The organism is Jatrophihabitans sp. YIM 134969 (assembly GCF_054456675.1).
The window spans coordinates 55,993-69,219 of sequence record NZ_JBTJEQ010000007.1 but is presented as its reverse complement, the minus strand read 5'-3'; the positions used below and the strand labels follow the sequence as shown (position 1 = coordinate 69,219).

The window sequence follows — 13,227 nt, the reverse complement described above, 5'->3', positions numbered from 1 at the left end:
GACACCCGTCCCGTTCTGATGGGTCGCCACAAGCGGCCCCCGATCAACACGAAAGGTTGCATGGTGAGAAACAGGACTCGCCTCGGCACCGCCGTCCTCGTGGCGGGCCTCGGTGTCTCGGTGCTGAGCGCATGCGGTTCGGGCGGTGGTGGCGGGAACGGTGACAGCTCGTCGGCGTCCTCGGACAAGAAGGGCGGCACGCTCTTCTACACGACCGGTACCCGCAACGTGGAGCACTGGGACCCGCAGCGCGTGTACATCGGCCGTGACATCGCGAACTCGTCGCGCCTCTTCACCCGCACCCTGGTGCAGTACGGCACCGGTGCCGGCCCGGAGAGCAACGAGCTGCACCCCGACCTCGCCACCGACACCGGCACGGCGTCGGACGGCAACAAGACGTGGACCTTCACGCTGAAGGACAACGTCAAGTGGCAGGACGGCTCGGTCGTGAGCTGCGACGACGTCAAGTACGGCATCTCCCGTACCTTCGCCGTCGACGTCATCACCGGTGGCCCGAACTACGCCATCCAGTTCCTCGACATCCCGACCGCCTCGGACGGCTCCAGCGCGTACAAGGGCCCGTACACCAAGGTCGGCCAGGCGGACTACGACAAGGCCGTCACCTGCGACGGCCAGAAGCTCACCTTCAAGCTGAAGAAGTCGGTCCCCGACTTCAACTTCGCCACCACGCTGCCGGCCTTCGCGCCGTACAAGGCCTCGCAGGACAAGGCGGCGCAGAGCAACTTCGCCGTCTTCTCCGACGGCCCGTACATGCTCGACGGCACCTGGACCGAGGGCAAGGGCGGCACGTTCGTCCGCAACCCCAACTACGACCCGTCGACCGACGACACGTCGATCCGCAAGGCGCTCCCGGACAAGATCACCTTCCTCGAGGGCCTCGCCACCGAGACGGTGTTCGACCGTCTGCTCGCCGACAGCGGTGACGACCAGTACCTGGTCACCGACCGCGTCGCGCCGCCCGCGTACCTCGCGCGCGTCGCGCAGCAGAAGGACCGGTTCACCTCGCCGGCGTCGCCGTTCGTCGACTACCTGCTGCCGAACTTCAAGACCGTCACCAACCCGTTGGTGCGTCAGGCCATCGCCGTCGCGACCGACCGTTCGGGCTACATCACCGCCGAGGGTGGCGAGGCTGTCGCCAAGCCCGCCTACGGCCTGGTGCTCCCGGACATCGGCGAGGCCGGTGGCTACAAGCAGTTCAAGGCGTACGACGTCCCCGACACGGGTGACCCGGACAAGGCGAAGGCCCTGCTCCAGCAGGCCGGCGTCAAGATCCCCTACCCGCTGCGTCTCACCTACAGCGGTGGCACCCCGACCTCGGACAAGCAGGCGGCGGCGCTGAAGGCGGCCTACGACAAGGCCGGCTTCAACGTCACCCTCAACGGTCTGGCCGACACGTACTACAGCGTCATCCAGAGCCCGGAGAACGCGCAGACGTACGACCTGACCTGGGCCGGCTGGGGTGCTGACTGGCCGAACGCCTCGACGGTCATCCCGCCGCTGTTCGACAGCCGCGTGAACCTGTCGGCGCAGTCGAACGGCCAGGACTACGGCTACTACGACAGCGACGAGACCAACGCCAAGATCGACGAGGCGTACGCCACCTCGGACGACGCGGCGCGTGCCAAGATCTGGGGCGACCTGGACGAGTCCTTGGCCAAGGAGGTCGCGTACATCCCGCTCGACAACCCGGCGTTCCCGCGTCTGCACGGGTCGAAGGTCACCAACTACGTCGAGTCCGCCTCGACCAACGGTTACCCGGACCTCGGGCAGCTCGGCGCTGCGTGACGTCCTAGTCACCTAGCAGGGCACCACCGTTCCACCCGGGCGGCGGGTGGCCGACACCTCGTCGGTCACCCGCCGCCCGTGGCGCCCCACCGTCCCGCAGAGAGGGGTCCGCCCGGCGATCCCGGGCCTCCAGCATGTTCTTCTACGTCATCCGTCGCCTGATCGGCGCCGTTCTGCTGCTCATCGTCATGAGCCTCGTGACGTTCCTGCTCTTCTACGCCACGCCCACGGACCCCGCTCGCCTCACCTGCGGCAAGAACTGCACCGCCGCGGGCATCGAGAACAACCGCAAGTACCTGGGCCTCGACAAGTCGTTGCCCCAGCAGTACGTCGACTTCGTCGGTGGCTTCGTCCACGCGCGACAGTTCCCCGACAACGCCGAGCTCAAGAAGGCGCGCCCGGACCTCATCGTCACGTGCGACGCGCCCTGCCTCGGCTACTCGCCGCTGCGCAACAGCCTCATCTGGACCTACCTCAAGCCCCGCATCCCGGTGACGATCTTCCTGTCGCTCGGGGCGTTCGTCCTCTGGATCATCGGCGGCGTCCTGTTGGGGATCGCGGCCGCCTTGAGACGCGGCAAGTTCACCGACCGCGGCATCGTGTCCGCGTCGCTGATCGCCTACTCGTTCCCGACGTTCTTCCTGTCACTGCTGCTGTTGCAACTGGTCGTGTTCCAGTTCAAGTGGCTACCGACACCGACCTACGTGTCTCCCACCCAGAACTTCGCGCAGTTCCTCGAGGGCTTGATACTCCCGTGTCTGACCCTCGCGCTGGTCTACGCCGCGGGCTACGTCCGGATCACCAGGACGTACATGCTCGAGACCATGAACGAGGACTACCTGCGCACCGCGAGAGCGAAGGGGCTCAAACGCCCCCGCATCGTCTTCAAGCACACGTTCCGTGCGGCGCTGACCCCGATCGTGACCATCGCCGGGCTCGACCTCGGCGTCCTGCTCGCCGGCGCGCCGATCACGGAGTCGATCTTCGGCTACCAGGGGGTCGGCAACGCGGCGGTGCTCGCGGCTCGGCAGTTCGACCTGCCGGTCACCACGATCATCGTGCTGCTGTCGGCGGCGTTCGTCATCGTGGCTAACCTCGTGGTCGACGTGCTGTACGGCTTCATCGACCCGCGCGTCAGGTACTGAGAGGCGACCTGTGACGACCAGCCCCGCAGGGGTGAGCGAGATCGAGATCGCGCGCGAGACGCGGCCCTTCCTCGACGTCCGCGACCTGCACACCACGTTCCCGACCGAGGACGGCCTCGTCCACTCCGTCGACGGCGTCTCGTTCTCGCTGGAGGCGGGCCGCACGCTCGCGATCGTCGGCGAGTCCGGCTCCGGCAAGTCCGTGACGATGTCGACGGTCATGGGCCTCTACCGCGGCACCCGCGCGCAGATCACCGGTGAGGTGTGGCTCGACGGCACCGAACTGCTCAGCGCCGACGACGAGACCGTGCGCCGCCGTCGGGGCTCGACGATGGCCATGATCTTCCAGGACCCGCTCTCCGCGCTGCACCCGTACTACACGGTCGGGAACCAGATCAGCGAGGGCTACCTGATCCACAACAAGGGCGTCTCGAAGAAGCAGGCCCGCGAGCACACCATCTCCATGCTCGAACGGGTCGGCATCCCCAACGCCCGTGGCCGGGTCGACGCCTACCCGCACGAGTTCTCGGGCGGTATGCGCCAGCGCGTCATGATCGCGATGGCCCTGGTCAACTCGCCCAAGCTGCTCATCGCCGACGAACCGACCACCGCGCTCGACGTCACGGTGCAGGCGCAGATCCTCGAACTCATGAAGGACCTGCAGCGCGAGTTCGACTCCGCGATCGTCATGATCACCCACGACCTCGGTGTCGTGGCCGAGATCGCCGACGACGTCCTGGTCATGTACGGCGGCAAGCCGGTCGAGACCGGCGCGGCCGGCGAGGTGTTCCACCGCGCCGCCCACCCGTACACGTTCGGTCTGCTGAAGTCGATGCCCCGCATCGACCGTGGCCGCGCCGAACGGCTCGACCCGATCCCCGGCAACCCGCCGTCGTTGATCAACCTGCCGGGCGGCTGCGCGTTCAACCCGCGGTGCGAGTTCAAGCACGTGGTCGGCAGCGACACCTGCGAGACCGTGCGCCCCGACCTGCACCTCGTCGAGACCGGCCACCGGGCGCGCTGCCACCTCACCAACGAGCAGCGCAACGAGGTCATGGGGTCGGACTTCGACCCGGCCGCCGAGGACAAGACGGCCATCCCGTCGTCGGCGTCCGGGGCGTCCGCTCCGAGCGGCACCGGCACGGGCAACGGCACGGTCGACACCACGAAGGGACTGCAGGCGTGAGCCCCGCAGAAGGCACGACTCCGCTGCTCGAGGTCACCGAGCTGCGCAAGTACTTCCCGCAGTTCACCCAGACGCTCATCAAGCGCAAGAGCGCTCCGGTCCGGGCGGTCGACGGTCTGACGTTCTCGCTCGGCGCGGGGGAGACCCTCGGCCTGGTGGGCGAGTCGGGTTGTGGCAAGTCCACGGCCGGGCGCACGGTGCTGCGGCTGCTCGAACCGACCAGCGGCAGCATCGCCATCGACGGCGAGGACATCACGAAGGCGGGTTCGAGCCGGCTACGGCGGATGCGCCGCGAGATGCAGATGGTGTTCCAGGACCCCATCGGCTCGCTCAACCCGCGCCACCCCGTCGGCTCGATCATCGGTGCGCCGTTCACCATCCAGGGCGTCAAGCCCGACGGTGGCATCCGCAAGGCCGTCCAGGGCCTCATGGAGCGCGTCGGGTTGAACCCCGAGCACTACAACCGGTACCCGCACGAGTTCTCCGGCGGTCAGCGCCAGCGCATCGGCATCGCCCGGGCGATCGCCCTGCAGCCCAAGCTCATCGTCTGTGACGAGCCGGTCTCGGCCCTGGACGTGTCGATCCAGGCGCAGGTCGTCAACCTGCTCGAGGACCTGCAGAACGAGTACGGGCTGGCCTACATCTTCATCGCCCACGACCTGTCCGTCGTGCGGCACATCTCCGACCGGGTCGCGGTCATGTACCTCGGCAAGATGGTCGAGCTCGCCGACCGCGACACGCTCTACGCCGAGCCGATGCACCCGTACACGCAGGCGCTGCTGTCGGCCGTGCCGGTGCCGGACCCGTCGATGGAGAGCCGGCGGGAGAAGATCCTGCTCACCGGTGACCTCCCCAGCCCGATCAACCCGCCGAGCGGGTGCGTGTTCCACACCCGGTGCCCGAAGTTCCGCACCGAGCTCAGCGAGGACCAGAAGAAGCGCTGCACCACCGAGGACCCGGCGCTCACCACCCACGAGGGTTCGCGCGCCGGTCACGTCGCCGCCTGCCACTACGCGGCGATCAAGCACGACATCGCCGTCACCGCGCCCGCGGCGATGGTGCCGTCGACCTCGTCCGGGGCGCACCTCGCGCACGGTGGCGAGCACGCGGCGCCGGGCGAGCACGAGGCCCCATTCGGTCTCCGCAAGGGACCGTCCGACGGGGGCACCCCGGCCGGGTGAACGGCGAGCGGCGGCTGCTCCTCGTGCACGCCCACCCGGACGACGAGAGCATCACGACCGGGGCGACCATCGCGTCGTCCCGGGCCGCGGGGGTGGCGGTCACGGTCGTCACGTGCACGTTGGGCGAGGAGGGTGAGGTCACCGACCCCGCCCTCGAGGGCCTGCGGGCGCACCGCGCCGACCAGCTCGGCGGCTACCGCGTGTGGGAGCTGCGCGCGGCGTTGGCCGCGCTCGGCGACCCGCACCACGAGTTCCTCGGCGGCCTCGGCACGTACCGCGACTCGGGCATGGCCGGCGACCCGGCGAACGCCCATCCCCAGGCGTTCTCACGGGTGCTGCACGACGACGCCGACCTGGCCCGCGCCACCGCCGCGATGAGCGCCGTCCTGGAACGCGCCCGGCCGCAGGTCGTGGTCACGTACCCACCCGACGGCGGGTACGGGCATCCGGACCACGTGGCCGCGCGCACCGTCACGCTGGCCGCCGTCGACCGCGTGGTCGCCGCGGGCCGTCCGGCGCCGGTCGTGCTGGAGACGGTCGTGCCGCGACGCCGGGCCGAGGCCGGGCACGCCGCGGCCGTCAACGCGAGCACCCGCCTGGCCGCGATCGGGATGCGACCCGCCGCCTCGGTCGACGACTGGGCCTACGTGGTGCCCGACGACGACGTGGACATCCGGATCGACGCCGGCCGGTATCTCGACGCCAAGACATCGGCGTTGGCGGCGCACGCCAGCCAGGAACTGGTGGTCCCGCCGTTCTACGCGCTCACCAACGGCGTCGCCCTGCCGCTCGACGCGATCGAGCACTACCGCTACGCCGACCGGTCGCTGGGCGGTCGGGGGATCGGCACCGACCTGTTCGCCGCGGTGTCGGCGTGAGCGCGCCCCGCCGGCCGCGGCCGGGTCCGGGCCTGCCGGCCGATCCCGCGCCTGTGCCGGCCGACCCTGTGCCGACCGACCCTGTGCCGGCCGACCCCGCCCCGGTCGTCGACGTCGAGGCCGAACCCCCGCTGCCGGGGGCGTTGACCGCGCTCGGCATCGTCGGGGTCGTCGTGGTCGCGGCCCTGGGCGCGCTGGTCAGTGTGCTGCTCACCCCGGCCCGGATCGGCACCACGCTCGTGCCGTTCGCGGTCGTGGTGGCGGTCGCCCTCAACATCGCGTTGCCGGTGCTCGCGTGCCGACTGTCCGGCTCGAGGGGCGTCGCCGCCCTGCCGGTGCTGGTGTTCTTCGTCGCCGGGTGGGCGCTGTCGATCAGCCCGGGTGGTGACGTCCTGCTCGCGGGCGGGTCCGACGGCCAGACCGCGATCAGCTACGCGACGCTGCTCGGTGGGGTCCTCATCGGCGCGGTGACGGCCGTGCGCACCCGCCCCTGACCCTCGCGATCAACGTCCCAGGGGTGTCGGGTCGTGGCGGTACCGGTAGTCGTGGTGGTGCCAGTAGCCCGACGACAGGTACAGCCGGATGGCGGGCTGGTTGCCCGAGGCCACCTGCAGGTACGAGCGCGTCGCGCCCTGCTCGGCGCCCCACTCCCACAGTGAGCGCAGCACGGTGCGGGCGAGACCGCGGCCACGCACGTCCGGGGCGACGTCGAGACCGGTGATCCCGAGCCACCGCGTGCCGGGGCGGCCGTCGCGGCCCACCGGGGCGTCGTCGACCACCGCACGGCCGATCGCGACGACGTCGTCGCCGGAGAGCACCGAGGCGAACGCCACCCGGTCGTGCCGCTTGAGGATCGCCTGCATCACCGGATCGCCGGCCGTGGCGCCGCCGCGGTGGACGGCGAACCACCGGTCGTCCGGATCGTTGCTCAGGGCAACCACGGCTGTCGGGGCCGGAGCCGCGGCGAGCAGGGTGTCCACCCGCGCGACCAGCACGTGGACGTCGTCGGCGATGTCGGCGGTGAGCCCGCAGTACTCCTCGAGCCCGCCGTCGAGCAGCGACCGCGCCGGTAACGGCACCGTGATCCCCAGCGGCAGTCCGCGCTCGGCGTACCAGGCGCGAGTGTCGGCGACGGCTTCGGCGAGGGGCCGCTTCGGGGTGCGCAACGCCAGCGCGGTGTTGGCGCGGCCGGTCACGCCGTGGTCCGCACGCAGCAGCCAGCCGTCGACCGACTCCTCGACCTCCTCGGCCTGCCAGCCCCGCGCGGTCGTCAGTTCGAGCGCGAGGACGTCGGGCGTACTCGGTTCGACCAGTCGGGCGGCGACCACGGCCTCGAGGTCGACCTCGGTGCGCCCGGCGGCGGTCTCGACCACCGCGTGGACGGGGTCGAGACCGACGAGGTCACCGAGGGCGTCGGCGAGGTGGGCGTCCCCGCCGTCGGCGTCGCGGAGCGGGCGGCGCAGGACGACGCGACGGCCGAGCCAGCGGGGGTCGACGGCGACGGGCATGCACCGAGCGTAGGGACGGCGGCCCGCGATCCGATCAGGGCCGCCCGGCGCGGTCGATTAGGGCACCCTGCGCGGGGACAACGCCCGGGGCGGACGGTAACGTCGCCGCAGACCTGGACCAGTCCGTCAGCACCGTCCTGGAGGGTGAACTGAAGTGACGTACGTGATCGCCGAGCCGTGTGTCGACCTCAAGGACAAGGCGTGCATCGAGGAATGCCCCGTCGACTGCATCTACGAGGGCGACCGGATGCTCTACATCCAGCCCGACGAGTGCGTCGACTGTGGCGCCTGCGAGCCGGTGTGCCCGGTCGAGGCGATCTTCTACGAGGACGACCTGCCCGACAAGTGGCGTGACTACACCCAGGCGAACGTCGAGTTCTTCGACGAGCTCGGCTCGCCCGGCGGTGCCGCGAAGGTCGGCGCCGTCGCGAAGGACGCCGCCCTCATCGCGGCGCTCCCGCCCCAAGAGCACGACGAGTAGAGCCGCCCGACCTGGAGCGGCGATCAGAGCGCGGCGAGCGTCGCGCGCACACCGTCGACCGCGGGGGTTCCCTCCGCGGTGGCCCACCCGCCCGTGCGGGTCCAGGTCCGGCCGCCGGTGCTCACCGACTCCAGACCCAGCCGGTCGCCGTTCGCGACGAACCACGCGGCCGTCGTCCAGCTCGCACCCGGCACCGTCACGGTCGCGCTGTCGACCGTCGGGTTCGTCACGGGCAGCGCGGCCAGCACCTGCGCCGCGACCGTCGACGCCGGCGCCACCTCGGTCGGCGCGGGGTAACGGCAGGTGAGCCCGGCGGGCGTGGTGCCGTCCAGGGCGTCGGCGATCGTCTTGCCCTCCGCCTCGTGCTCGGCGTAGTACGAGCCGTCCACCGAGATCTGCACGGCCTGGATGACCTCGGCCGCGGGCTCGGTCTCCCAGCCCGGCACCTTCACCACGGCGTCGAGGAAGCGACCGGCGGCGACGGTGGGATCCGACAGTTCCGCCGCGGTGCCCCAGCCCTGCGAGGGTCGCTGCTGCAGCACGCCGACCGAGTCGCGGTCGCCCTGTCCTGCGGGGATGTTGCGCAGCTTGCTCTCCTGGATGGCCGCCGTGACGAGCAGCGTCGACGCCCGCGCGGGCAACTGCCGGGTGACGACGACCGAGACCAGGTCGGCCGCGACCGCCGCCTGGTCGGTGGAGATCTCGTAGTTGCCGGCCGTGCACCCGGGGTCGATGCGGGCCACGAGCGAACCGTCGTCCCACCAGGTCTTGATCCCGACCACGGCCACGGCGACCAGCACGGCGACGGTGCCGAGCACCACCGCGGTGCGGACGAACCGGCGCCGGCGGGGCGCGGGCCGGGGTGGGGCGGGTGGGGTCATCGTGGCCATCGGGGAGCAGTCTGCCGCGGCCGCCTGTGCGCGGGCGGGAACCTCAGTTGTGGGCGTGCAGCGCGTCGTTGAGGGCGATGCCCTGCCCGACCCGGTCGCGGACCTCGAGGGCGCCGCTGACGCTGTTGCGGATGAACAGCAGGTTGTCCGAGCCGGACAGCTCGACGGCCTTGACGATCCGGCCGTCCGGCAGCGTGACCTTCGACCCGGCGGTGACGTACGTGCCGGCCTCGACGACGCAGTTGTCGCCGAGGCTGATGCCCAGGCCCGCGTTGGCGCCCAGCAGGCATCCCTTGCCGATGCGGACGGTCTGCTTGCCGCCGCCCGAGAGCGTGCCCATGATCGAGGCGCCGCCGCCGATGTCGGAGCCCTCGTCGACCGTGACGCCTGCCGAGATCCGACCCTCGACCATCGACGCGCCGAGGGTCCCGGCGTTGTAGTTGACGAAACCCTCGTGCATGACGGTGGTCCCCTCGGCCAGGTGCGCGCCGAGGCGGACGCGGGAGGCGTCGGCGATGCGGACGCCGGCCGGCACGACGTAGTCGAGCATGCGCGGGAACTTGTCGATGCCGAGCACCTCGGGCGCACTGCCCGTGCGGCGCCAGGTGGCGCGCATGGCCTCGAAGCCGTCGACCGGGCACGGACCCGCCGTCGTCCAGACCACGTTCGGCAGCACCGCGAAGATGCCGGACAGGTCGACGTCGTTCGGGCGGACCAGCCGGTGCGAGAGCAGGTGCAGGCGCAGGTAGGCGTCGGAGGTGTTGGCGGGCGGGGTGTCGAGGTCGATCTCGACCCGCACCACGTCGAGGCGCACGCCGCGGTTCATGTCCTGACCGGTCAGCGGGGTCAGCAGGCGCACGGCCGCCGACACCTCGGCGTCGGTGTCGTCGACCGGCCCGAGCTGCGGACGGGGGAACCAGGTGTCCAGGGTGACGCCGTCGGCGGTCGTGGCGAGGCCGTAACCGCTCGCGATCCGGCCGGTCGGCGGGGTGGCGTCGGCGGTCGGGGAATCGTCCTGGGCGGCGTGCGTCACGGGCCCCGAGGGTACTGGGTGGGCCGGTTGGCTACGGTCGGCCGATGCCGCAGCCGCTGGACCCGACCGCCGACGGCGTCGCCCTCACGGCCGCCCTGGTCGACGTCTGGTCGGTGTCCGGCACGGAGCGGGAACTGGCCGACCTGGTCGAGCAGGCCTTGCGTGGTCTGGGTGGTGCGCTCGCGGTCGAACGCGACGGTGACGTCGTCCTCGCCCGCACCGAGACCGGTGCGGCCACGCGCGTCGCGCTCGCGGGCCACCTGGACACCGTGCCGGTGGCGGACAACTTCCCCTCGCGGCTCGAGGGTGACCGGCTGTGGGGATGCGGGTCGACCGACATGAAGTCGGGCCTGGCCGTGATGCTGCGGATCGCCGCGGCCGTCGCGCGCGGCGAGCTGCGGCCGGCGTGCGACCTGACCTGGGTCTTCTACGACGGCGAGGAGGTCGAGGCGGCCCGCAACGGCCTCGGCCGGCTGGCGCGGGAGCGGCCGAAGGTGCTGGCCGCCGACGCCGCGGTGCTGCTCGAGGGCACCGACGGCCTGGTCGAGGCGGGTTGCCAGGGGACGCTGCGGGCGGTCGCGACGGCGTCGGGACACCGGGCGCACTCGGCGCGGTCGTGGAAGGGCGTCAACGCGATCCACCGGCTGGCCCCGGTGCTCGACCGGCTGGCGGCCTACGAGGCGCGGGTGGTCGAGATCGACGGCTGCACCTACCGCGAGGGGATGAACGCGGTGCGCGTGGAGGGTGGGGTGGCGGGCAACGTCGTGCCGGACGCAGCGACGCTGACGGTGAACCACCGCTTCGCGCCCGACCGGACGGTGGAGCGGGCGTCGTCGCACCTGCTCGAGACCTGCAGCGCGCCCGGGGTGACGGTGGAGATCGTGGACGCCGCGCCCGCGGCGCCACCCGGGCTGACCCACCCGTTCGCCCGGGCGCTGGTGGCGGCGACGCCCGCCCCGCCCCGCGCGAAGCTGGGCTGGACGGACGTCGCGCGGTTCACCGAGCTGGGGATCCCGGCGGTGAACTTCGGCCCCGGGGACCCGGAACTCGCCCACACCCGCGAGGAGTACGTGACGACGTCCCGGATCGCCGAGGTCGAGCACGCGCTCACGCGCGTGCTCGCGGCCGGCTTCTGAGTCAGGAGCGGCCGGTCGCTCCGGTCAGCTGCCGGCGATCAGCTTCGCGCCGACGCTGATCGCGCGCTCGGTCTCGTGCCGGACCGCCTGGCGGGTGGTGTCGTCGACCGGCTTGTCGCCCTGGCCCGCGACGTGGCTCGCCCCGTACGGGTTGCCGTCGACGAACTTGCTCGGGTGGGTGTAGCCCGGGGGCACGATGATGCCGCCGAAGTGGATGACGTTGTTGTACAGCGTCAGCAGGGTCGACTCCTGGCCGCCGTGGGCGGTCGAGGAGCTGGTGAACCCGGCGTAGACCTTGTCGGCGAGCTTGCCCTGGGCCCAGAGCGGGCCGAGGCCGTCGATGTACTGCTTGAGCTGGGCCGCGACCGCGCCGTAGCGGGTCGGGGTGCCGAACAGGACGACGTCCGCCCACTCGATGTCGTCGGGGGTCGCCTCGGCGACACCGTCGGACTCCATCTGGCGGGCGTTGGCCTCCCACGCGGGGTTGCTGGCGACGGCCTCGGCCGGGGCGAGCTCACGGGCGCGGACCAGGCGGACCTCGGCGCCGGCGTCCTTCGCGGACTGCTCGGCGGTCTTCGCCATCTCGTAGATGGTGCCGGTGGAGCTGTAGAAGATGATCGCGACCTTCACGGGCCTGTCGGCCATGAGGGGTCCCTTCGTGTCGTCGGATGGTTGCGTGCTCAACCAACTTACCCACACCCGGACCGGCTCGGACCACGACCTGCGTCCGGGTGAGAACATGACGCCGTGGTGAGGCGACCGTGGTGACGCTCTTCGTCTACATCGTCCTCGCGCTGGTGGTGGTGGCGGCGCTGGTCGCCCTCGCCGTGCTGGTGCTGCCGGCCAACGAGGAGCTCGCCCCCGCCGCCGCCGACCGCACCCCGTGGGCGCTCCCGGCCGAGCGGGCCATGACCGGACCCGACGTCACCCGGCTGCGGCTGCCGGTCACCCTGCGCGGTTACCGCTTCGCCGAGACCGACGCCGTGCTCGACCGCCTCGGCGAGGAGATCGCCCACCGCGACTCGGTCATCGCCACGCTGCGCGCCGAGCTCGAGGGCCGGGGTTCGCTCGCCGACCCGTCCGGTGAGGTCCTCGCCGACGCCGTCGTCCTGCACCAGGAACGCGACGACGACCTGGTCGAGCTGGGGGAGACGCCCGAGGAGACCGAGGCCGAGGTGGTGGTCGTGTCCGAGGTCGACGACGACGCGGTGCGGGTCGAGGTCGTCCAGGCGCCCGAGGTCGTCGAGGCGGCCGAACCCGTCGAACCCGTCGAACCCGTCGAACCCCTCGAGGTCGTCGAGGTCGTGGAGCCCGAGCCGGGGCCACAGGTGGTCGGGCTGGACGACGAACTGCCGGAACTCGACGACGACGGCTACGCGGCGCGCCCGTCCGACGGGACGGCCGAACGCCCCCCGCGGTCGTGACCGACACGCGGCCCCGCTGCACCTGGGCCGACCCCGCCGTCACCCCGCCGGACTACCTCGCCTACCACGACGACGAGTGGGGGCGGCCGGTCCACGGCACGGCGCCGCTGTTCGAGCGGCTCTCGCTGGAGGCGTTCCAGTCCGGGCTGTCGTGGCTGACGATCCTGCGCAAGCGCCCGGCGTTCCGGGCGGCCTTCGCCGGTTTCGACCCCGAGGTGGTCGCGGCGTTCGGCGAGCCCGACGTCGAACGGCTGCTGGCCGACGCCGGCATCGTCCGCAACCGCCGCAAGATCGACGCCACGATCACCAACGCGCGGCGGATCGCCGACGCCGTCCCCGAGGGCCTCGACGCGCTGCTGTGGTCGTTCGCGCCGCCGCCGCGGCCCCGCCCGGCCACCCCTGCCGACGTCCCCGCCGTCACGCCCGAGTCGACGGCGCTGGCGAAGGAGCTCAAGCGCCGCGGCTTCGCCAACGTCGGCCCGACGACGTCCTACGCGCTCATGCAGGCCACCGGCATGGTCGACGACCACCTGCAGCGCTGCTTCGTCCGGTTCTGACC

14 protein-coding genes are annotated in these 13,227 nt (G+C 71.7%); 10 read left to right on the top strand and 4 right to left on the bottom strand.

Features of this window, described 5'->3' with window-relative positions:
* Window positions 1-63 precede the first annotated feature (63 nt).
* From ACXR2U_RS05865 to ACXR2U_RS05840, 6 genes are all read left to right on the top strand, one after another.
* A complete protein-coding gene (locus ACXR2U_RS05865; RefSeq protein WP_458824001.1) occupies window positions 64-1,806 on the top strand; it encodes an ABC transporter substrate-binding protein in 1,743 nt (580 codons plus the stop codon).
* Window positions 1,807-1,940: 134 nt separating this feature from the next.
* On the top strand, window positions 1,941-2,951 hold the full coding sequence (locus ACXR2U_RS05860) for an ABC transporter permease (RefSeq protein ID WP_458824000.1): 1,011 nt from the start codon (window positions 1,941-1,943) through the stop codon (window positions 2,949-2,951).
* A 10-nt stretch (window positions 2,952-2,961) separates the two neighbouring features.
* Window positions 2,962-4,137, top strand: a complete 1,176-nt coding sequence (locus ACXR2U_RS05855) for an ABC transporter ATP-binding protein (protein ID WP_458823999.1) — start codon at window positions 2,962-2,964, stop codon at window positions 4,135-4,137.
* Window positions 4,134-5,318 (top strand): ABC transporter ATP-binding protein, encoded by a 1,185-nt coding sequence (locus tag ACXR2U_RS05850; RefSeq protein ID WP_458823998.1) that lies wholly within the window; start codon window positions 4,134-4,136, stop codon window positions 5,316-5,318. Before ACXR2U_RS05855 ends, ACXR2U_RS05850 begins: the two co-directional genes overlap by 4 nt.
* Complete coding sequence (gene mshB, locus ACXR2U_RS05845) at window positions 5,315-6,196, top strand: N-acetyl-1-D-myo-inositol-2-amino-2-deoxy-alpha-D-glucopyranoside deacetylase (protein ID WP_458823997.1); 882 nt, start codon at window positions 5,315-5,317, stop codon at window positions 6,194-6,196. Before ACXR2U_RS05850 ends, mshB begins: the two co-directional genes overlap by 4 nt.
* Complete coding sequence (locus ACXR2U_RS05840; protein WP_458823996.1) at window positions 6,193-6,690, top strand: hypothetical protein; 498 nt, start codon at window positions 6,193-6,195, stop codon at window positions 6,688-6,690. The genes mshB and ACXR2U_RS05840 overlap by 4 nt, the downstream gene beginning before the upstream one ends.
* Window positions 6,691-6,699: 9 nt before the next feature.
* Here the strand turns inward: ACXR2U_RS05840 and ACXR2U_RS05835 are convergent, their stop codons facing one another.
* Window positions 6,700-7,704 carry a GNAT family N-acetyltransferase gene (locus ACXR2U_RS05835; protein WP_458823995.1) on the bottom strand — a complete coding sequence of 335 codons (1,005 nt, stop codon included), beginning with the start codon at window positions 7,702-7,704 and terminating at the stop codon, window positions 6,700-6,702.
* Between the two features lie 154 nt (window positions 7,705-7,858).
* On the opposite strand from ACXR2U_RS05835, the gene fdxA reads away from it, so the two are divergent.
* Window positions 7,859-8,185, top strand: coding sequence for a ferredoxin (fdxA, locus tag ACXR2U_RS05830; RefSeq protein ID WP_458823994.1), 327 nt, complete (start codon window positions 7,859-7,861; stop codon window positions 8,183-8,185).
* Between the two features lie 23 nt (window positions 8,186-8,208).
* On the opposite strand, the gene ACXR2U_RS05825 is transcribed toward fdxA, so the two are convergent.
* Together ACXR2U_RS05825 and dapD are read right to left on the bottom strand one after the other, a co-directional pair.
* Window positions 8,209-9,075 (bottom strand): hypothetical protein, encoded by an 867-nt coding sequence (locus tag ACXR2U_RS05825; RefSeq protein ID WP_458823993.1) that lies wholly within the window; start codon window positions 9,073-9,075, stop codon window positions 8,209-8,211.
* 43 nt (window positions 9,076-9,118) lie between these two features.
* Window positions 9,119-10,108, bottom strand: a complete 990-nt coding sequence (gene dapD, locus ACXR2U_RS05820; RefSeq protein WP_458823992.1) for a 2,3,4,5-tetrahydropyridine-2,6-dicarboxylate N-succinyltransferase — start codon at window positions 10,106-10,108, stop codon at window positions 9,119-9,121.
* 44 nt (window positions 10,109-10,152) lie between these two features.
* Between dapD and dapE the strand changes: the two genes are divergently transcribed.
* The gene (dapE, locus tag ACXR2U_RS05815; protein ID WP_458823991.1) at window positions 10,153-11,244 is read left to right on the top strand and encodes a succinyl-diaminopimelate desuccinylase; all 1,092 of its coding nucleotides are present in this window, start codon (window positions 10,153-10,155) and stop codon (window positions 11,242-11,244) included.
* A 24-nt stretch (window positions 11,245-11,268) separates the two neighbouring features.
* On the opposite strand, the gene wrbA is transcribed toward dapE, so the two are convergent.
* Entirely contained in the window at window positions 11,269-11,889 is a 621-nt protein-coding gene (gene wrbA, locus ACXR2U_RS05810) for an NAD(P)H:quinone oxidoreductase (protein ID WP_458823990.1), read from the bottom strand.
* A 119-nt stretch (window positions 11,890-12,008) separates the two neighbouring features.
* On the opposite strand from wrbA, the gene ACXR2U_RS05805 reads away from it, so the two are divergent.
* The gene (locus tag ACXR2U_RS05805; RefSeq protein ID WP_458823989.1) at window positions 12,009-12,668 is read left to right on the top strand and encodes a hypothetical protein; all 660 of its coding nucleotides are present in this window, start codon (window positions 12,009-12,011) and stop codon (window positions 12,666-12,668) included.
* The gene (locus ACXR2U_RS05800; protein WP_458823988.1) at window positions 12,665-13,225 is read left to right on the top strand and encodes a DNA-3-methyladenine glycosylase I; all 561 of its coding nucleotides are present in this window, start codon (window positions 12,665-12,667) and stop codon (window positions 13,223-13,225) included. The genes ACXR2U_RS05805 and ACXR2U_RS05800 overlap by 4 nt, the downstream gene beginning before the upstream one ends.
* Window positions 13,226-13,227 lie beyond the last annotated feature (2 nt).

What these genes read in the sequence shown, in the direction of transcription:
- ACXR2U_RS05835 (WP_458823995.1), bottom strand. Translation starts at nt 7,704, where the DNA reads ATGCCCGTCGCCGTCGACCCCCGCTGGCTCGGCCGTCGCGTCGTCCTG.
- ACXR2U_RS05825 (WP_458823993.1), bottom strand. Translation starts at nt 9,075, where the DNA reads ATGGCCACGATGACCCCACCCGCCCCACCCCGGCCCGCGCCCCGCCGG.
- dapE (WP_458823991.1), top strand. Translation starts at nt 10,153, where the DNA reads ATGCCGCAGCCGCTGGACCCGACCGCCGACGGCGTCGCCCTCACGGCC.
- wrbA (WP_458823990.1), bottom strand. Translation starts at nt 11,889, where the DNA reads ATGGCCGACAGGCCCGTGAAGGTCGCGATCATCTTCTACAGCTCCACC.
- ACXR2U_RS05860 (WP_458824000.1), top strand. Translation starts at nt 1,941, where the DNA reads ATGTTCTTCTACGTCATCCGTCGCCTGATCGGCGCCGTTCTGCTGCTC.